The following is a 17545-nucleotide window of genomic DNA, read 5'->3' as shown; positions in this document are numbered from 1 at the left end:
GCGGGGGCGTGCCGTCAGTGGCCGCTACCCTGCAGCGAGACATGGGCGGAGACGATGCGCCATCCCTCCGGCAGCCGCGCCCAGCTCTGGCTCTGGCGTCCGATGACCGCGCCGCCGATCCGCTGGAACTCGACATTGGCCGTCGCGAAATCATCGCCGAAGGTGGTGATCTCCATCCGCCGGATCGTGCGCGGCGGCGAGCCGCCCGCCCGCGCCTTGCGGAAGGCGAGGATTTCCTCGATCCCGTACAGGCATTCGCCAACGCCATAGCGCACCGCGCGGGGCGACTGCCAGAACATGCCATCCAGCATGGCGATGTCATTGTCTCCCAGCGCGCGTTCGTATGCATCCACCAGCGCGGTCACCTCCGCGAGGACGGCGGGCTTGTTGATCTCCATCACGCGCGCTCCTGCCCCCTCGCCGCATCCATGCCCGCGACAAGCGCCGCCGAATCGGTCGTAAAGCCAAAGCACTGCTTCACGTTGTAAAGCGTCGCCTCGGCGCAGAAGGCGGGCGAAGTGGTGGCCGCGCAATCGGTGAGCAGCACGCAATCATAGCCCAGGCAATTCGCATCGATCAGTGTCGCCAGCACGCACTGGTCGCTGTTCACGCCCGCGAACAGCACCGTATCCACCCGCAGATTGCGCAGGATGCTGTCCAGCGGCGTGTCCCAGAAGCCGGACATGCGATATTTGGAAACGCACACGTCCTGCGGCGCGATCGGCAGTTCGTCGACCACGGCGGCCGCCCAGCTTCCTTCCTCCAGCACTGGCGCGCCATTCGCCAGCGGATCGCCGAGGCCGGTGCCGGTGCCGTCCGGCTTGTAGACATGGAGGATCGAGGGGCTGAGGTTCATCCGGTCCGGCCGATTGCCCCAGTTGAGCCAGATGACGGGCACATCCTCAGCCCGCAGACGCGGCAGCAGTGCTTGCAACGGCGCGATGGGCGCGCGCGCGGCGGAAATATCCACGCCGATTGAGGCCAGCCAGCCATCGGGGTGGCAGAAGTCGTTCTGCATATCCACCACGACAATCGCCGTGCGCGCCAGATCGATCTGCAGATTCTGCGGCGCGGCTTCGCAGGCGACTACGCGGCGCGGCTGGTCGCCCTGCGCGAGAATGGCCTCCTGCGCATTCACCTGCCACGCGCGGCGCGGCGAGCTGCCGAGGCGATGATAGGAGGCTGTCCGGTCCGGCATCATGCGTCTCCTGAGAGAAGAGCGATATCGCTGGCATCGAGATCGACCGGCACGCCGGAGCGGATCAGGTCGGAAAAGCCCTCGTCCGGCGTCATCACCGTCAGCGTGTAAAGCTTGCCCGGCCCGGTATTCTCGATGACATGCAGGCCGCCGGGCGGCAGCAGCATGGCGCTGCCCCGGCTGAGCGACACGCTGGCTCCATCGCAGGTCGCCCGCCCTTCCCCTTCCAGCACATAGAAGAACTCGAAGGCGGCCTTGTGACTGTTCGGCGGTGTCTTGCCGCCGGGCTCGAAAATCTCGACGACGCACACATGCTCGAAGCCGGGCACGGCCTTGTCATGCAGGATGACGAAATAATTGGTGTCGGTCGGTGCGATACGGAACGCCTGCAACTCGGTGGCGCGGGAGAGATAGACGGCGGGATTCATGCGCGGGACTCCGGCAAGGGGTAGCGGCTGACATCGGCGAGCAGGCGCGCGAGGCCGCGCCCGGCATGGTCGAGGCATTGGGCGCCATGATCGGCATTGGCGAGGCTGGCATTGCCGATCGCCCCGTCCGGATTGATGTCCTGCGTCATCCAGCCCATGCCCACCGCGCCCTCGAGCCGAAGCTCATCATAATCGCGCGCAATCGCCGGGCCGGTCGAGGGGAAATCAGCCATCAGCTCGCGCTTCACCTGATCGGGACGCAGGTGGAGCATCATCGAGCTTTCTACCGCGCCGGCATGAATGCCATGATGCAGCTCGTCCTCGCTGAACAGGCCCTCCGGCACGCCAAAGCCATAGGTGCTCGCGGAGACGGCCAGAGCACCGTGGCGCACCCGCAGTTCCCGCACCAGAATCTCGACAAGCTGGGGCTGGCCGCCATGCGAGTTCAGCACGACGATCTTGCGGAAACCGGCGCGCAGGACGGACTCGGCGATATCGATCCAGTAGCGCAGCAGCGTCTCGGTCCCCACCGTCAGCGTGCCGGGGAAGGCCATATGCTCATTGCTCTTGCCGATGGCGAGCATCGGCAGCGCCACGACACGCACGCCGTCCGCCAGGTGACGCGCTGCTGCCGCGACGACACCCGCATTGATATCGGCATCGACGGAGACCGGCAGATGCGGCCCGTGCTGCTCGATAGCAGCGACCGGCATGAGGGCAATATCGCGCGCGGCATCCACGGACTGGAAGTCGCGCGTCGTCATATCCTGCCAATATTCAAGCATTGCCTTTATTCCTCAAAACCGCAGGAACGCTGCCGGACGCAACCGCGCCCGCCGCTGTGTTTCTGCCCTATTTCGGCGACCCAATCTACGACCCGCACGCGCAAATCCCAGATTCCCCTCTTCTCTTAGTAAGCAGTTTATGTATAACTACTGCTCGACCGAGCGCAAGGATGATCGCGATCCGCCCCGGCGCCGCGCAGGATTGAAACGGAATCGAAGCCTATGAACTTGAATGGTCTGATCGACGCACTGAAGGGGCCGAAGGTCATCACCGATGCCGCAGCGGTGCGCCGGATGAGCCGGGACTATTATTGGTACAGCCCCATCCTCAAGCGCCAGCTCGCCGACGTAACCGGCGACGTACTGCTCGAAGCGCATTCCGAAGCCGACATTCTGGAAATCGCGGCGGCCTGCTACGCCCATGACGTGCCGTTGACGGTGCGCGGCGGCGGCACCGGCAATTACGGCCAGGCCATGCCGATCCGGGGCGGCGCCCTGCTCGACATGCGCGCGATGGACCAGCTCCTGTGGGTGAAGGATGGCGTGTGCCGCGTGCAGGCCGGCAAGCGCCTCATCACGCTCGATCAGGAACTGGCCGAGCATGGCTATGAGATGCGGCTGCACCCCTCCACCCGCACCGTCGCGACCGTCGGCGGGTTCATTGCCGGCGGATCGGGCGGCGTTGGCTCGATCAACTGGGGGATGCTGCGGGAGACCGGCAATATTCTCGGCGCCCGGCTCGTGACGCTGGAAGCCGAGCCGCGCGTGCTGGAGCTGCGCGGCGCCGACATTGCCAAGTTCAACCACAGCTATGGCGTGACCGGTATCATCACCGAGTTGGAATTGCCGCTCGCCAATGCGCAATTGTGGATCGATGCGGTCGTCACGTTCGACGATCTGCTGAGCGCCGCCCGCTTCGGCAAGGCGTTCGCCGAAAGTCCGGGCCTGGTGAAGAAGCAGTGCGGGGTGATGGCCCCGCCGATCGCCCACACCTATCTGCGCCCCATCGCGCAATATGTCCGCGCCGATGAAGCCTGCGCGCTGGTGATGGTCGCCAGCCAGTCCTGGGAGGGGTTCGAGACGCTCGTCGCCGCTCATGGCGGACGCATCGCGCACGACAGCCGCACGGCGCCGGCCACGGGCAAGCGCGTGCCGCTCTACGAGCTGTGCTGGAATCATACGACGCTGCAGGCGCTCAAGGTCGACCCGACGCTGACCTATTTGCAAACGCTGCTGCCGGCCCAGAATTGCGTGGAACTGGCCGACGAACTCCAGCGCCATTTCGGCGAGGAGGTGATGTTTCACCTCGAATTTACCCGCAGCGGCCCGGCCATAAGCTGTTCGGCCATCCAGATGGTGCGCTTCACCACAGAGGAGCGACTGAACGAGATCATGGTCTATCATGAGCAGCGCGGCTGCCGTCAGTTCAACCCGCATGTCTACACCATCGAGGAAGGCGGCATGAAGCAGGTCAACCACGTCCAGTTGGCCTTCAAGCGGGAAGTCGACCCCAAGGGCCTGCTCAACCCCGGCAAGATGATGGCCTGGGACAATCAAGACGCGCTCGCGGACATCTGAAAGAAGGAAGGTTGCATGGTTTCGGTTGCGAATAATGAACTGATGACGCGCGTTGGCCCCGGCACGCCGATGGGCACCGTCATGCGCCAATATTGGATTCCGGCCTGCGCCTCATCGGAGATCGCCGCAGACGGCGCGCCGCTGCGCCTGATGCTGCTCGGAGAGAAGCTGCTCGCTTTCCGCGATAGCGAGGGCCGGGTCGGCGTGATGGACCATCGCTGCCCGCACCGCTGCGCCTCGCTCTTCTTCGGGCGGAACGAAAAGGGCGGCATTCGCTGCGTGTACCATGGCTGGAAGTTCGACGTGAATGGCAAGTGCCTGGACATGCCGAACGTCTCGGAAGCCGACGCCGCCAAGTTCCAGCCGCGCGTCCATGCCAAGGTGTATCGCACCGCCGAGCGCGCCGGTGTGGTCTGGGTGTATATGGGCGAGCGCGAGACGCCGCCGCCCCTCCCCTGCATCGAAGCCACGATGCTGCCGGATGCCGAACTGCGCGTGACGCTCACCCAGCGCGAGTGCAACTGGCTGCAGGCGCTGGAAGGTGACATCGACACCAGCCACTTCGGCTTTCTGCATGTCGGCAGCGTGGCCGACGAGGACGTCGATGCGACCAACATGCACAGCGTCGCGGTGACCAAGCGCGCGCCTGACTTCAAGGTGACGGATACCGACTGGGGCACGATGGCGGGCGCCTATCGCCCCTCTGCCGATGGCGAGGGCCTCTACTGGCGCATCTGCCAGTATATCTTCCCTTTCTGGGCGCTGTTCCCGGATGGCACCTTCTCCGACAACGTCACCGCCAATGCCTGGGTGCCGATGGACGATACCCACACCATGGTCTTCAACTTCGCCTGGGTGAAACGCACCCAGCCACTGCGCACCACGGTGGATGGCAACACCATCGCGGGCCTGGAATTCCGCCACAATTTCCTGCCCAATAGCAGCGACTGGTTCGGCCGCTGGAAGCTCGCCCAGAATGCCGAGAATGATTACGAGGTCGATCGCACCGCGCAGAATGAGGTGAGCTTCACCGGCGTGACCGGCATCACGCTGCAGGACCAGTATATCACCGAGAGCATGGGCGACATCGTGGACCGCTCCAACGAGCACCTCGTCACCAGCGACCTGATGATCATGCAGACCCGCAAGCGCATCATCAAGGCAGCCCGCGCGCTGCAGGATGCCGGCACGGTGCCCCCCGGCGTAGACGATCCCGAGATCGTCAACGGCGCGCGCGGTGGCGCCTATAATGCGCCTGCCGATGCGGACTGGATGGAAGAATATCAGGCCCAGCTCGCCGCGGCCATCGGCCCGGCGCGGGGATAATCGAACATCGGAAAACAGGCGGCGCTCAGGTCTGGCTGAGCGCCGCGTCCAGCAGGTTGCGCATCAGCATGGCGCGGGTCATCGGCCCCACCGATCCGTGGCGCGGCGTCACCCAGCCGGCCATCTGCGCGACATCCTCGGCAATGTCCGACACCATCTGCCCATCGACATAGCTAATCCCGACTCCGACGACGCAGGCGCCGGGTCGCACCATGTCGGCACGCACAAGATCGGGCTGGCCGGCTGCGGCGATGATCACGTCGCTCTCGCGCAGCACGGGCGTCAGATCCGCCATGCCGCGATGAAGCACGGTGACGACCGCATCGACATCCCTGTCGGCCAGCATCATGGCGAGCGGCCGACCGACCAGCAGCCCGCGCCCGATGATTGCGACGCGGCGCCCGGCCAGCGGCACATCATACTCACGCAGCAGAGCGAGGATCGCGCTCGGTGTGCAGGGCCGCAACGCAGGTTGACCGGCCAGCATCCGCCCCAGATTGAGGGGGTGGAGCCCGTCCACATCCTTGTCCGGGCTGATCGCCTCGATCACCGCGCCGGCATCGATGTGCGCAGGGAGCGGCAGTTGCACGATCAGCCCATGACAGGCGGCGTCGCGGTTGAGGATGTCGATCAGCGCCAGCAGATCGGCCTCCGAGATGCTGGCAGGCAGGTCGATCTGGCGGGAAGCAAAGCCAAGCGCCTCGCAATCCTGATGCTTGCGCGAGACATAGGCCCGGCTTGCCTCATCATCGCCGACGAGCACCGTGACGAGGCACGGCCGATGCCCCGACCGCATGAATGCGCTCTCGTCCGCCCGCGCCTTAATCCGCGCGCGCCATGCCGCCGCAGCGGCATCGCCATCGAGAATCACGGGCATCAGCGCAGGCCGACCGAGGGATCGATGAAGCGGTTGGTCACCACATCCTGCGGCTTCACATTCGGTTTGGCGCGAATGTCGAGATAGGGCTTGAGCCGGGAGAGGAGCACAGCGCTGCGGGCCATGTCGAAATCGCCCATAGTCTTGTTCGGACCGTTGCCGACGATGCCGCGCGAGAGCGAAACGGCAGAGGCCGCTGCCAGCAACTCACGCGAGGTCTTCCACCAGGGCGCCGCGAAGCCGCCCTCGTTGAACCGGTAGATCAGGTCGTTCACCTCGCCCGGCGCGCGGATATAATCCACCTGTGCGCGCTGCAGCAATGGCACCAGACCCTTGAGGCACGGGGCCAGCTCGTTGAGCCGGTTTGTCGCGACCGAGACCATGCCGGGATAAAGCGGATAGCCCATGTCCGAGAGCAGCAGAAAATCCACCGGCTTGTTCCAGCGCTTGCCATGGGCGAACTGATAGCCCTCGCTGGTGATGCTGCCCTGATTGAGCCAGCGCCCGCGGTTCAGGACGAAGGTTTCGGCGTCGCCATTATAGCCCTCCTGCACCGCATCCTTGGGCAGGCCGTTATTGATGAGATAGCGCCCGAATGTGCGCCGGGTTGTAGAGAGGTAGATCTTGCCTTTCCCCGACTGCGCGAACGCGCGCAGGTCAGCCACCGACCGGAAACCACGCGGATAGGTCGCCCGGTCCCAAAAGAGACCCATGGGCGATTTGTCGAGCATCGCCACTACGCCCGTAGCCGGGAAGCGGCGCGAGAAGATGAAGGCATTATCCTGATCGACCAGCGCAAGATGCGGGCGAAGGCCCGCGCGGCTATTGCCCATGTAGAGCGCGGAAAACGGCGTCTCGGCGTCGCCAAGGCCGATGCCCTTGCCGCCCACCAGGATCAGCAGGTCGATCCCGGTCGCGCCGAGCGGGCCTTGATAGCGCCCCTGGCTCATCTTCCCGCCGCCACCGATCAGCTGGAACAGCCCACCATGCTCGGCCTGCGGCAACCAGTCGAGCTGCACGACGACCGGATTGGGACAGGCCCTAGCCAACGGTGTGCGGTAATGCTCCCGGGCGAAGGCGCCCTGCGCGACCGGCGCAGCCTGCGCGCCCGCGCCGAGCAAGGCCAGCGCGGCCAACACGGCATGACGTGCCCGCCGCATCATCCCTTTGCCCCGGCCGAATCGTGCCAGTGGGAGAAGAGCCGGTCGCCGAGCCAGCCGAAGAACAGATAGACGCCGATCGACATCACCGCTGAGACGATGAGCGCGGCATACATCTGCTCGTAGAGGAAATCGATCTTCGAGTTGACCAGCATCTGGCCCAGCCCGCCATCGCCCGAGACGAAGAACAGCTCGGAGACGATGGCGCCGATCACCGCGAGGCTCGCCGCAATGCGAATGCCGGCAAAGAGCGACGGCAGCGCGGACGGGATGCCCGCCTTGAGCAACGTCGTGCCCCAGCCCGCTCCTTCCAGCCGGAACAGCTCCCCAATGCCCTTGTCGAGGCTCTTGAGGCCGAGCAGCAAAGTCGTGGGAATGGCGAAGAAGGTAAACAGGGCGACGATCAGCACCTTGGGCAGGAAGCCGAAGCCGAGCAGCGACTGGATAAGCGGGATGATCGCCAGCACCGGGATCGACTGCAGCACAACCAGATAAGGCGCGACGGCCCGCTCGATCCAGAAGGAGCGGAACATGAGGACGCCGAGCAGCATCCCGCCCGGAATCGACACGGCCAGACCCGTGAGCGCAATCTGCGCCGTCACGCCGGCGGCACGCAGCAGTTCCGCGCGCACGGCGGCTGAAGCGAAGGCGCCTTCCCAGATCTCGCTGGGGCCGGGCATCAGGAACTGGCGATACTCCTCAAGATCGGCGCGCGCATAAGCGTAGCAGGCCGCGAGCAGGAGGCCGAGCAGCAGCGGGGGCAGCAGTCGCGCGACCCAGCGTGCAGCGGGACTGGCCTTTGTGCGGGCAGCGCGGGGCGGAAAATAGGTCGCTTTGGTCATTTCACACCTCCCGATGCATCCCGCAGCGCCGCCGAGAGCGTTCCGCACAATTCCGCAAATTGCGGCGAGAAGCGCACCGCGTCATCGCGCGGAAACGGGAACGGGATGTCGTAGGCGCCGACAATGCGGCCCGGTCGCGCAGACATCACGATGACGCGGGACGACATGAAGACCGCCTCCGACACGGAGTGCGTCACGAACATCGCCGCGAATTGCTGGCGCAACTGCAGGGTCTGCACTTCATCGTTAAGCCGCTCGCGCGTGATCTCGTCCAGCGCGCCGAAAGGCTCGTCGAACATGAACAGCGTGGGATCGAGGGTCAGGGCGCGGGCCAGCGACACGCGCATCTTCATGCCGCCGGAGAGATGCTTGGGATATTGCTCCTCAAAGCCGCTCAGGCCGACCAGTGCGATCTTCTCCTGCGCCACCCGGCGCCGCTCCTCCCGCCCGACGCCGCGCAATTCCAGCAGAAGCTCGACATTACGGCGCACCGTGCGCCAGGGCAGCAGCGTCGCATCCTGAAAGGTGAAGGCGATGTGGGAGCGATCCGCGTGGAGCGCCCCGTCGGTATAGTCGATCAGCCCGGCGGCGATGCGCAGCAAGGTGGACTTGCCGCAGCCCGAGGGGCCCAAAATGCTGATGAATTCGCCGGGGCGGATATCGAGATTAATGCCCCGCAGGGCCTCGACGCCTGTCCCGAAGGTCAGCGAGACGTCCTGGAAGGAAACGATCGGCGCGGCGGCATCGGCCGCGCCCTGATTCGGGTCAACGCGGCGATCGCCCATGGTCAGAAAGCCAGCATTTCTTTGCGGACCTTCGCCAGGAACTTGGCCGCGCGCGCTTCCGTCATGTTATTGATCCCATAGAGGGCGAGGTAATCCACCTTCACCTTCTTGTTGCACACAACCCGCAGGAAGCGCGTGGCATTCGAGCGCGGCGGATCGAACAAGTAGAGTGCCCGGAGCCGGTCGACGCCATAGGTCGTCACGCTGGTCAGCTTGCGGATGTTGGCGAGGCCCGGCGTCAGCTTGCCGTCCACCATCTTGAACGAGACATCGGGCAGGAACACCCGATCGAAATAGCCCTTGAGCATCGCCGGCCAGCCGAAATTCCAGACCGGATGGCAGAGCACCACGGCATCGGCCGCCTGCAGCCGGTCGACATAGGGCTTGATGCGGCGCTGGTTGATCGTGACGTCATGATAGATCGTCCGGTCTTCCTCATTGAGGATCGGATCGAAATTCTCCGCATAGAGATCCAGATCATCGACCTCGTGCCCCGCCTCGATGAGGCTGGAGACAACCGTGTTGTGAATGTCGACCGCGAGGCCCGTCTTCAGCGGATAGGCATATATGACATGAACTTTCATGCCGATAGTTATACATAAACTGCTTACTAAGACAAGACCGCCGCTTGGCCGCCCCTCTATTTTTTAGCGCTGTTTTTCAAAAACTTATCCGTTAAGGCCGCCGAGACGTGCGGCAGCGCTAAGACGGAAAATACACCGGTAGCGCCGATGAGTCTCCCGCGTTGTCCTCATGCATCCGGCTTGGCGCTGGACAGGAGGTAGGCGCTCAGCATCTCCTGGGCGTGGCGCCGGCGCTCCGATTTCCAGCGCTCGCTATGCAGGTTGGCGCTGAAGATCGCCGAGAGCGTGTAGACGTTGGACAGGTGGAAATAGGAAAGCGCGACCATCGACACATAGAGTTGCAGCGGATCGATATCCTCGCGAAACACCTTCTGCTCCACGCCCCGCGCGAGCGTCTCCTTGATGGCGTCCATCAGCGGTGAACTCAGCGTCGGCGCGCGCATCGAGGTGGAGAGATAGGCGCCCTGCTGCAGATTTTCCCCGGTCCACAATGAGATGACATGCGGGTTGGCCGCAAAGTGCGAATAGGTGAAGTTGAACAGCTTCATCATCGCCTCATACGGTTCGAGGTTGGCCAGATTCAGCGCCGCTTCCTTCTTGCGGATGTCCTCATACACATGATCGAGCACGAAGACGTAAAGCTGCTCCTTGTTGCCGTAATAATGGTAGATCATCCGCATGTTGGCGCCGGAGCGCTGCGCGATCGAATCGATGCGCGCGCCGCTCAGCCCGCGCTCGGCGAACTCCTCGATGGCGGCTTCCAGAATCTTCTTGCGCGTGCCAGCCGCATCCCGCGTGCGACGCAGACCCTTCGCATCGTCGGCCGGTTCAGCGACCTGCGTCCTGGCGGCACGCGCGCCGACAGTCTTCCGCACCGCTGCTTTCGGTCCTCTTACGCTCGGTTGTCTCGCCACGTCCCATCCTCTTCATCTGACCCGGCCCACGCCGGCCCCTTGTTGACCCTATCGCGGCCCGGCCCTCAAGCCCCTGCGTGCCGCCTTTGCGCTGCCAGCACGGTATTCGCCAGCAGGAATGCCGTCGTCAGCGGGCCGACACCATCGGGAACGGCCGAGATCACGGCTGCAACCCCGTCGACGGCGGCAAGATCGACATCGCCCAGAATGCGCCGGCTGCCATCTGCCTGCGTCACGAGATTGATGCCGATATCGATGACCGTGGCACCTGCCCGCACATGGCGCGCGCCGATCAGCCCCGCCCGGCCGGCCGCGGCGAACAACAGGTCCGCCGTCTGGCAGGCTGCCACCAGATCGCGCGTGTCGATATGCGCGATCGTCACGGTCACGCCGCGCTGGAGCAGCAATTGCAAGAGCGGGCGCCCGACGCTGGCCGAGGCGCCGACCACGGTGGCATTGAGCCCGCGCAGATCGCCCAGCACCTCCTCCGCGAGCAGCACCGCGGCTTGTGGCGTGCAGGGGAACAGGCCCTCCAGCCCCGCCGCTAGCTGGCCGGCGTTAAGCGGAGTCAAGCCATCGACGTCCTTCTGGCTCGAGAGAATTGCAGCGATGTCCGCCATCGCGATGCCGGACGGGAACGGTGTGAGCGGCAGAATACCATCGACCGATTGATCGGCATTCAACTGGCGCACCAGCGCCTGCATCTGCGCCAATGAGCCATCGGCGGGGCCGGAGACGATCATGGTTTCGACCTCGGCCAGCCCGGCAAGCTCCTCGATGCGCGCGGCATATGCGCGGGCAGGGGCCGCCTCCCCCATCATGAGTAGCGCGAGACGCGGGGCTCGACCCAGGCTTGCTTGGGCAAGAGCCGAATCTTGCGCCGTTTGCGCCAGCAGGCGCCGGGCAGCAGCGTGGCCATCGACAATCCGCGTCATCGCGCGGTGATCCTTGGCGCGTGCCCGGAGCGGTTAAGGGTTCGGCGTCTCACGATCCACCTGCACATCATCGGCTTCTTCCGGCTGGATCGATGCGACCGCCGGACGCGCAGAGGGCTCTGCACGGCCAGAACCCTTACATAAGTAAGCATGTTTTGCAAATAAGCCGGGCCAGTTTCGTTAACCTTTGGTCTCGTTCGACAAGCGGTCCGCCAAACGCATCAAGAAGTCCGCACCGGCGCGCAGCTGGTCGATCTCGATCCACTCGTCCGGTTGGTGGGCCTGGAGGATGGAGCCCGGCCCACACAGCACCGCCGGGATGCCGATCTTCTGATAAAGCCCCGCTTCCGCAACGAAGGCCGCGCCGCTCAGCCCATTATCGCCGGTCAACGACCGCACGAAGGATTCAGCGGCGCTGTCCCGATCCAGCTCCAGCGGCGGCGCGCTGGCCAGTTGGGTGATCACAACCCCGCCCTCCGGCGCACGCTCGCGAATGCGGGCATCCAGCGCCTGCGCCGCGGCCTGAAAGCGCGCTTCATAGCCGTCCGCTTCGGCCTCGCTGGGCGAGCGCAGATCCCAGCGGAAGGTGCACTGGCGCGCGAGGATGTTCGCCGCTGTGCCGCCATTGACGATGCCGACCGAGAGCGTCGTACCCGGCGGGCTGCACGGATCGTCGGCCCGGACCGCGTCGTGCGCCTGCGCATTCATCTCGCCGATCAGGCTCATCAGCTCGACAGCGGCGGCAATCGCGGAAACACCCTGATCGCGCTGGCTGCTGTGCGCTTCCCGCCCAGTCACCGTGACGTCGAACACCCGCATTCCCTTATGGACGGAGAGCACTTTCATGCTGGTCGGCTCACCGATGATCGCCAGGGCGGGCGCGGGCACGAAAGCGGCCATTTGATCGAGCAGATGCGGCGCGCCGAGGCAGCCGACCTCTTCATCATAAGTGATCGCGAGAATCAGCGGGCGTTGCAAGAATTGCACCGCAGGCGTATCGATCAGCGCGAGCACCAGCGCGATGAAGCCCTTCATGTCCGCCACGCCGCGCCCGTAGAGCCGGTCGTGCCTGCGGGTCACCGTCCAGGGATCGCTGGTCCATGGCTGGCCATCGACCGGCACGACATCGCTATGCCCGCTCAGGACAATCCCGCCCGGCACATCCGGCCCGATCCGCGCGAGCAGATTGGCCTTGCCGCCATCGGCATCCTCTACCAGCCAATAGGGGATGTTTCGCTCGGCGAGCCGCGTGGCGACCCAATCGATGAGGGCGCGATTGGACTTGCTGGACGTCGTGTCGAACGCGACCAGCGTTTCCAGAATTTCGAGCGCATGATCCAGCATCAGTCCAGCTCGCTAAAGTCAGGAAGGGGAGCATCGACGAAGATGCCGTCGCGCATGACCAGCCGGCCAGCGCCGTGGCGCACGAACAGCTCATTATAGCTCTTCGCGCGATAGAGAACGAGATCGGCAGGCGCGCCGGCGACAATCGCCTGCGCCTGCGAGACCAGCGCACCGGGCGTGGTGGTGACGCTGAGCGGCCAGTCCCCCACCGGATGATCGAGATGCGCGATCCGCACCGCATCCTGAAAGGATTCGAGCGGATTGAAGTCGCCATAGGGATTGTAGGGATCACGGCAATTGTCGCCGCCGATGCAGATGGGAATGTCGCGCGCGGCCATCTCGTGCAGCAGGGTGACGCCGCGCCAACGGGGCGTGCGGCCCGGCGCGCGCGCCTGCAGATAGAGATTGCAGCCCGGCAGGCTCACCACGGAAAGCCCGGCCCGTGCCATCAGGTCCAGCGTGCGGTCCACCTCTGTCTCGTCCTGCACGGCGAGACTGCAGCAATGGCCGACCATCACCTGCATCCCCCCGCCCCGCCGGTCGGCGAGCGTCGCGACCCGCCGCACGATGTCCGAGGTCGCGTCGTCCGTCTCGTCGGCGTGGAAGTCCAACGCGAGGCCGTATTTGTCTGCCGCGTCGAAGAGCCGCTCAAGGCTGGCATCGACCAGCGGCGAGACATGCGCGAAGCCGCCCAGCACGCCGCCATGACGGCGCACGACATCGAGCACCCGCGCGAACCAGACATCGTCCGCCAGCACATCGGTGGAAATCAGCGGCACGGCCTGCAGGTCGATCCGCCCGGCCCAGGCTGCGCGCACCTCCGAGAAAATCTCCCAGCGCTGCTCGATCTGCTCGTTCTGGGAGGCAAGGTGGGTGCGCATCGCGCGCACGCCATGGGCATAGGCACAGCGCAGGCCGAAATCCATGCGCCGGCGCATGTCATCGGGCGTCCAGTGGGTTTCGCGGTCGGCGATGATCGCGCTGGCCGCAGAGCCGAACGTCCCATCGGGATTTGGGGAGCGCGCCCAGATCTGCGTGCTGTCGAGATGCGTGTGCGCTTCCACGAAACAGGGCCAGACCATCATGCGATCCAGGCGGATGTCGCGCCACGCGCTGGGCGTCTCGGCGAGCGACGGCGCGACAAAGGCGATCCGCCCTTGCTCGATGGCGATGTCCGCCGTGACGATCTCCGCGCCGCCCTCAAAGGCCGTGAAGGTGGCGGGCACATGCACGCCGCGCAGGACGAACGGCTCGCCCGGAGCGAGATCGTGCGGGGGCTGATCCTGAGACGTCATGGCACTTCCTCCAGCACCGGCAACACCAGCCGGCTTTCCGCCAGGTTCAGACGCAGCGTAATCACGCCCGCTTCCTCAACGCCGGCATCCACCGGTCGCGTGCCGGTTCCGGGATTGATGGGATAGGCCGGGAAAGATGCTGCCGAAACCGCCAGCCGCAGGCGAACCCCGGCGGGGATTGTCGCGCAGGTCGGGCGCAAGCGCACAGTGGCCGGGCCGTCGGGCGCGACCGCGAAATGCACATAGCCTTCCGTCAGGTGATGGCTGCGCCCGGCTTCATCGACGAGGGTGAGGATGCAGCTCAGGTCGAAACTCGGGCAATCGGCTGTGACCTCCAGCGCAGCAACCGTCTCGCCCGCCAGCGTCACGGGCGCTGTCATTGGCGGACTGGTGTAGGTGAGCACGTCGGGCCGGGCGTCCACATCCGTGCGGTCTACCGGTCCCGGCACGGCACCGAAGGCCCCGCCGGTTGTCGGAACGGCGCGCCAGGGATCGTGCACCAGATAATCCGCCGCTGCCTGCGTTGGCGTGTCGGGCGCCATAACGCCATCGCGCTCGTCCAGAGCCGCGCGACCGCCGCTGCCGATCTGCCAGCATTGCTGCCCGCCGGGCCATGCCGGAAAATCCCGCCAGGCATTGCGCCCCATGTCGAACAGTCGCACGGCGCGGGAGGGAGCAATCGCCTGCCCCTCCCCCTTGAGATGCTGGTCGAACCACGCCCGTTGCAACTGGTCGATCTCTCCGATGGCCGCCTCGCCAAAGTCCTTGCAGCCAAGCCGCCGGCCCCAGGGGAAATGCGTCCACGGCCCCACGACCAGCGCGGCGTCTGCACGTCCCGCTTGCTCATAGGCCCGATAGGCCGCCACGGTGCCGGGAAGATGGGTGTCGTACCACCCCGTCACGAACAGCGCCGGCGGCCCGCTCTTTGTCAGGCGATCCGCATGGGCGGACGGAGAAATCCGCGCCCAATAGGGGTCCGCAAAATCCCGATCGAGCCAGTCACGATAGAATGGCACATGGCGCGCATGGCGGTGCAGAATGTCGGGCCGCGCATGATTGCCATGCCCCAAGGCCAGCGCCCGTGCGGCCTGCGCCAGATCGGCAAAGGCGTCGGCATCCCCGGCATGCTTGGCGTTCTGCGCCGCAAGCTGCACTGCCCAGCCAATATTGGCGGCGAGGCAGAAGGCATCGTTCTCATAGGCCCAGTCCTGCCGCAAATCCCAGCCAACCATCGTCGGGGCGATGGCCCGGAGCGCAGGCGGCAGCGTCGCCGCAGCGAGGAGCTGGGTCACGCCCTGATAGGAGAAGCCGTACATGCCGACCGCGCCGGTCGATCCGGCCAGCCCCGCCGCCCAGTTGATGGCATCCTCACCGTCCGCGGCCTCCTGCTCGAACAGTGCGAATGTGCCCTCAGAAGTCCCTCGGCCCCGCACGTCCTGAATCACGACGATATAGCCCTGCGCCGCATACCAGGCCGGATGCGCGAAGCAGACCGTCGTCGCGATGCGCCGGCCATAAGGCTGGCGCATCAGCAGCACGGGATAATCGCCCGCCGGCGCGGGCCGATACACGTCCGCATCCAGCCGAACGCCGTCACGCGTCGTCATGGAGAGGAGTTCAGGGGGGCGCGTATCCATCATCATTTTCGATCCAGCATTCCGGTCCGGCGCGGGGCAGCGCCGCGCCTGTCTTAACCCAAAGGCTAATCGCGATGCAGCAACTGCACAATTGCCTAAGTGAGCAAATTATGCATAAAAGATTCTGCCGGCGCCGACCGGCACCAGGAAACATCTGATTTCCAAAGATTTCAGCCCGCCGGTCGTCCGGACAAGGATCAAATGACGAATACTCAAAAGCAAAACCAGATCAGCGATCGGGACGGGGTGGCCGTTTATGTGGCGGCCGCGCCGGAAATCATCGGCTTGCCGGTGCCCGCCGAATATCGCGAGGGCGTCATTAACAATCTTCACCTCATCCTCGTCCAGAGTGCCCCGTTGCTCGCCCTCGAGCTTGATCCCGCGCTGGAAGCCGCGCCGGTGTTCCGGCCATGACCGATTTTGCAGCAATGGGCGCGGCGCAGATCGCCGCCGGAGTGAATGCCGGGACGTTCAGCGCATCCGATGTGGTGCGCGACATGCTGGCGCGGATCGAACGGCTCGATCCGCTGATCAACAGCTGCACGGCCGTCTTTTCCGAGTCGGCCCTGGCTGCGGCAGCAGCGCTCGATGCCGCGACTGCACGAGGCGAGCCCGGCGGCCCCATGGCGGGCGTGCCGGTGGTGGTGAAAAACCTGTTCGACATCGCCGGGGAGGTTACGCTGGCCGGCGCCAAGATGCGCCGCGAGGCCCCGCCCGCCAGCGAAGACGCAACCGCCGTGCGGCTGCTGCGCGAGGCCGGTGCGATCATCGTCGCATCGACCAACATGGATGAGTTCGCCTACGGCTTCACCACCGAGAATGATTTCTTCGGCCCGACGCGCAATCCGCATGATCTCGAGCGGCTCGCCGGGGGCTCATCGGGCGGCGCTGCGGCAGCGGTCGCAGCGGGCCTCGCCCATGTCGGCATGGGATCGGACACCAACGGGTCGATCCGCGTGCCCGCCTCCTTCTGCGGCCTGTTCGGGCTCAAGCCGACTTATGGCCGCCTCTCGCGTGCGGGCACCTTCCCGTTCGTATCCAGCCTCGATCATATCGGCCCGATGACCCGCAGCGTGGCCGACCTCGCTCTGGCCTATGACGTGCTGCAAGGGCCGGACCCACGCGATCCCGTCTGCTCGACGGCCGCGCCCGAACCGGTTCTGGACCGACTTGGCGAAGACACCGATGCGTTCCGCGTCGGCGTTCTGGGCGGCTGGTTCCGGGGCAATGCCGAGGATGTCGCGCTGGAAGCCGTGGACAAGGTTGCCGACGCCCTGAATGCGGATCGCTATGTCGAGCTCGATGAAGCCGAGATCGCTCGCTATGCGGCCTTCGTCATCACGGCGGCCGAGGGCGGCAATCTGCACATCGATGCCCTGCGCCAGCGCCCGGACCAGTTCGATCCGGCGACGCGCGATCGCCTGTTCGCCGGGGCGCTGCTCCCTTCCACCTTGGTCGTGCAGGCCCAACGCTTCCGCTACCGGTTCCGCGAGGCCGCGCGCCGAGCCTTCGCGCACTATGATGTGCTGCTTGCGCCTGCGACGCCCTGCGCCGCGCTCAAGCTCGGCCAGCAGACCCTCAATCTGGGTGGCAAGGAGATGCTCGCCCGCGCGCATGTCGGCATCTACACCCAGCCGATCAGCTATATCGGCCTGCCCGTGCTGACCGCGCCGGTGATGACCAGCGGCCCCATGCCGGTGGGCGTCCAGATCATCGCCGCGCCTTGGGCCGAGGCCAAAATCTTCCAGATCGCCGCGCGGCTTGAAGCAGCCGGCGTGGCCGTCTCCAGCGTGGCACATTGCGCGCCGGTGTCGGAAAACGCTTGAAGCTCGGGCCCTGGCATCAGGGGCTGAGCGT

18 protein-coding genes are annotated in these 17545 nt (G+C 65.4%); 4 read left to right on the top strand and 14 right to left on the bottom strand.

Annotated elements, in window-relative coordinates; genetic code table 11:
* Positions 1 to 14: 14 nt before the first annotated feature.
* Genes hpxZ through M2341_RS04430 form a run of 4 tightly spaced genes read right to left on the bottom strand, consistent with a single transcriptional unit; the run spans position 15 to position 2411 of the window.
* Positions 15 to 398 (bottom strand): oxalurate catabolism protein HpxZ, encoded by a 384-nt coding sequence (gene hpxZ / locus M2341_RS04445; RefSeq protein ID WP_264584371.1) that lies wholly within the window; start codon positions 396 to 398, stop codon positions 15 to 17.
* The gene (locus M2341_RS04440; RefSeq protein ID WP_264584370.1) at positions 398 to 1198 is read right to left on the bottom strand and encodes a cysteine hydrolase family protein; all 801 of its coding nucleotides are present in this window, start codon (positions 1196 to 1198) and stop codon (positions 398 to 400) included. Before M2341_RS04440 ends, hpxZ begins: the two co-directional genes overlap by 1 nt.
* A complete protein-coding gene (locus M2341_RS04435) occupies positions 1198 to 1626 on the bottom strand; it encodes a cupin domain-containing protein (protein ID WP_264574559.1) in 429 nt (142 codons plus the stop codon). The genes M2341_RS04440 and M2341_RS04435 overlap by 1 nt, the downstream gene beginning before the upstream one ends.
* The gene (locus M2341_RS04430) at positions 1623 to 2411 is read right to left on the bottom strand and encodes a creatininase family protein (protein ID WP_264584369.1); all 789 of its coding nucleotides are present in this window, start codon (positions 2409 to 2411) and stop codon (positions 1623 to 1625) included. Before M2341_RS04430 ends, M2341_RS04435 begins: the two co-directional genes overlap by 4 nt.
* A 222-nt stretch (positions 2412 to 2633) precedes the next feature.
* On the opposite strand from M2341_RS04430, the gene M2341_RS04425 reads away from it, so the two are divergent.
* Both M2341_RS04425 and M2341_RS04420 read left to right on the top strand, forming a co-directional pair.
* Positions 2634 to 3989 carry an FAD-binding oxidoreductase gene (locus tag M2341_RS04425; RefSeq protein ID WP_264584368.1) on the top strand — a complete coding sequence of 452 codons (1356 nt, stop codon included), beginning with the start codon at positions 2634 to 2636 and terminating at the stop codon, positions 3987 to 3989.
* Positions 3990 to 4004: 15 nt separating this feature from the next.
* On the top strand, positions 4005 to 5315 hold the full coding sequence (locus M2341_RS04420) for a Rieske 2Fe-2S domain-containing protein (RefSeq protein ID WP_264584367.1): 1311 nt from the start codon (positions 4005 to 4007) through the stop codon (positions 5313 to 5315).
* Positions 5316 to 5340: 25 nt separating this feature from the next.
* Here M2341_RS04420 and M2341_RS04415 read toward each other — a convergent pair whose 3' ends face one another.
* The 10 genes from M2341_RS04415 to M2341_RS04370 all read right to left on the bottom strand — a co-directional run bounded on the left by M2341_RS04415 (position 5341) and on the right by M2341_RS04370 (position 15658).
* Entirely contained in the window at positions 5341 to 6192 is an 852-nt protein-coding gene (locus M2341_RS04415) for a bifunctional 5,10-methylenetetrahydrofolate dehydrogenase/5,10-methenyltetrahydrofolate cyclohydrolase (protein ID WP_264584366.1), read from the bottom strand.
* Positions 6192 to 7355, bottom strand: a complete 1164-nt coding sequence (locus M2341_RS04410) for a hypothetical protein (RefSeq protein ID WP_264584365.1) — start codon at positions 7353 to 7355, stop codon at positions 6192 to 6194. The genes M2341_RS04415 and M2341_RS04410 overlap by 1 nt, the downstream gene beginning before the upstream one ends.
* A complete protein-coding gene (locus tag M2341_RS04405) occupies positions 7352 to 8194 on the bottom strand; it encodes an ABC transporter permease (protein ID WP_264584364.1) in 843 nt (280 codons plus the stop codon). The genes M2341_RS04410 and M2341_RS04405 overlap by 4 nt, the downstream gene beginning before the upstream one ends.
* Complete coding sequence (locus M2341_RS04400; protein ID WP_264574552.1) at positions 8191 to 8979, bottom strand: ABC transporter ATP-binding protein; 789 nt, start codon at positions 8977 to 8979, stop codon at positions 8191 to 8193. Before M2341_RS04400 ends, M2341_RS04405 begins: the two co-directional genes overlap by 4 nt.
* A gap of 2 nt (positions 8980 to 8981) precedes the next feature.
* Positions 8982 to 9563 (bottom strand): NAD(P)H-dependent oxidoreductase, encoded by a 582-nt coding sequence (locus tag M2341_RS04395; RefSeq protein ID WP_264572162.1) that lies wholly within the window; start codon positions 9561 to 9563, stop codon positions 8982 to 8984.
* A gap of 167 nt (positions 9564 to 9730) precedes the next feature.
* Positions 9731 to 10438 carry a TetR family transcriptional regulator gene (locus M2341_RS04390; protein WP_264572161.1) on the bottom strand — a complete coding sequence of 236 codons (708 nt, stop codon included), beginning with the start codon at positions 10436 to 10438 and terminating at the stop codon, positions 9731 to 9733.
* Positions 10439 to 10542: 104 nt separating this feature from the next.
* Complete coding sequence (locus tag M2341_RS04385) at positions 10543 to 11412, bottom strand: tetrahydrofolate dehydrogenase/cyclohydrolase catalytic domain-containing protein (protein WP_264584363.1); 870 nt, start codon at positions 11410 to 11412, stop codon at positions 10543 to 10545.
* A gap of 180 nt (positions 11413 to 11592) precedes the next feature.
* Positions 11593 to 12756 carry an acetylornithine deacetylase gene (gene argE, locus M2341_RS04380; protein WP_264584362.1) on the bottom strand — a complete coding sequence of 388 codons (1164 nt, stop codon included), beginning with the start codon at positions 12754 to 12756 and terminating at the stop codon, positions 11593 to 11595.
* Complete coding sequence (locus tag M2341_RS04375) at positions 12756 to 14051, bottom strand: cytosine deaminase (RefSeq protein ID WP_264584361.1); 1296 nt, start codon at positions 14049 to 14051, stop codon at positions 12756 to 12758. Before M2341_RS04375 ends, argE begins: the two co-directional genes overlap by 1 nt.
* Positions 14048 to 15658 (bottom strand): CocE/NonD family hydrolase, encoded by a 1611-nt coding sequence (locus M2341_RS04370; RefSeq protein WP_264584360.1) that lies wholly within the window; start codon positions 15656 to 15658, stop codon positions 14048 to 14050. Before M2341_RS04370 ends, M2341_RS04375 begins: the two co-directional genes overlap by 4 nt.
* 231 nt (positions 15659 to 15889) lie before the next feature.
* Between M2341_RS04370 and M2341_RS04365 the strand changes: the two genes are divergently transcribed.
* Positions 15890 to 16102: a DUF4089 domain-containing protein gene (locus M2341_RS04365; RefSeq protein WP_264572156.1), complete on the top strand. Its 213-nt coding sequence runs from the start codon at positions 15890 to 15892 to the stop codon at positions 16100 to 16102.
* Complete coding sequence (locus tag M2341_RS04360; RefSeq protein ID WP_264584359.1) at positions 16099 to 17514, top strand: AtzE family amidohydrolase; 1416 nt, start codon at positions 16099 to 16101, stop codon at positions 17512 to 17514. The genes M2341_RS04365 and M2341_RS04360 overlap by 4 nt, the downstream gene beginning before the upstream one ends.
* Positions 17515 to 17545 lie beyond the last annotated feature (31 nt).

Source organism: Sphingobium sp. B7D2B (genome assembly GCF_025961895.1).
Taxonomy (GTDB): Bacteria; Pseudomonadota; Alphaproteobacteria; order Sphingomonadales; family Sphingomonadaceae; genus Sphingobium.
Note: the sequence above shows the minus strand (reverse complement) of the source record. Positions and strands in the feature narration are given on the sequence as shown.

Excerpts from the sequence above, each read along its gene's own strand:
- hpxZ (WP_264584371.1), bottom strand. The coding sequence starts at position 398 with ATGGAGATCAACAAGCCCGCCGTCCTCGCGGAGGTGACCGCGCTGGTG.
- M2341_RS04440 (WP_264584370.1), bottom strand. The coding sequence starts at position 1,198 with ATGCCGGACCGGACAGCCTCCTATCATCGCCTCGGCAGCTCGCCGCGC.
- M2341_RS04435 (WP_264574559.1), bottom strand. The coding sequence starts at position 1,626 with ATGAATCCCGCCGTCTATCTCTCCCGCGCCACCGAGTTGCAGGCGTTC.
- M2341_RS04430 (WP_264584369.1), bottom strand. The coding sequence starts at position 2,411 with ATGCTTGAATATTGGCAGGATATGACGACGCGCGACTTCCAGTCCGTG.
- M2341_RS04425 (WP_264584368.1), top strand. The coding sequence starts at position 2,634 with ATGAACTTGAATGGTCTGATCGACGCACTGAAGGGGCCGAAGGTCATC.
- M2341_RS04420 (WP_264584367.1), top strand. The coding sequence starts at position 4,005 with ATGGTTTCGGTTGCGAATAATGAACTGATGACGCGCGTTGGCCCCGGC.
- M2341_RS04415 (WP_264584366.1), bottom strand. The coding sequence starts at position 6,192 with ATGCCCGTGATTCTCGATGGCGATGCCGCTGCGGCGGCATGGCGCGCG.
- M2341_RS04410 (WP_264584365.1), bottom strand. The coding sequence starts at position 7,355 with ATGATGCGGCGGGCACGTCATGCCGTGTTGGCCGCGCTGGCCTTGCTC.
- M2341_RS04405 (WP_264584364.1), bottom strand. The coding sequence starts at position 8,194 with ATGACCAAAGCGACCTATTTTCCGCCCCGCGCTGCCCGCACAAAGGCC.
- M2341_RS04400 (WP_264574552.1), bottom strand. The coding sequence starts at position 8,979 with ATGGGCGATCGCCGCGTTGACCCGAATCAGGGCGCGGCCGATGCCGCC.
- M2341_RS04395 (WP_264572162.1), bottom strand. The coding sequence starts at position 9,563 with ATGAAAGTTCATGTCATATATGCCTATCCGCTGAAGACGGGCCTCGCG.
- M2341_RS04385 (WP_264584363.1), bottom strand. The coding sequence starts at position 11,412 with ATGACGCGGATTGTCGATGGCCACGCTGCTGCCCGGCGCCTGCTGGCG.
- argE (WP_264584362.1), bottom strand. The coding sequence starts at position 12,756 with ATGCTGGATCATGCGCTCGAAATTCTGGAAACGCTGGTCGCGTTCGAC.
- M2341_RS04375 (WP_264584361.1), bottom strand. The coding sequence starts at position 14,051 with ATGACGTCTCAGGATCAGCCCCCGCACGATCTCGCTCCGGGCGAGCCG.
- M2341_RS04370 (WP_264584360.1), bottom strand. The coding sequence starts at position 15,658 with ATGACGACGCGTGACGGCGTTCGGCTGGATGCGGACGTGTATCGGCCC.
- M2341_RS04365 (WP_264572156.1), top strand. The coding sequence starts at position 15,890 with ATGACGAATACTCAAAAGCAAAACCAGATCAGCGATCGGGACGGGGTG.
- M2341_RS04360 (WP_264584359.1), top strand. The coding sequence starts at position 16,099 with ATGACCGATTTTGCAGCAATGGGCGCGGCGCAGATCGCCGCCGGAGTG.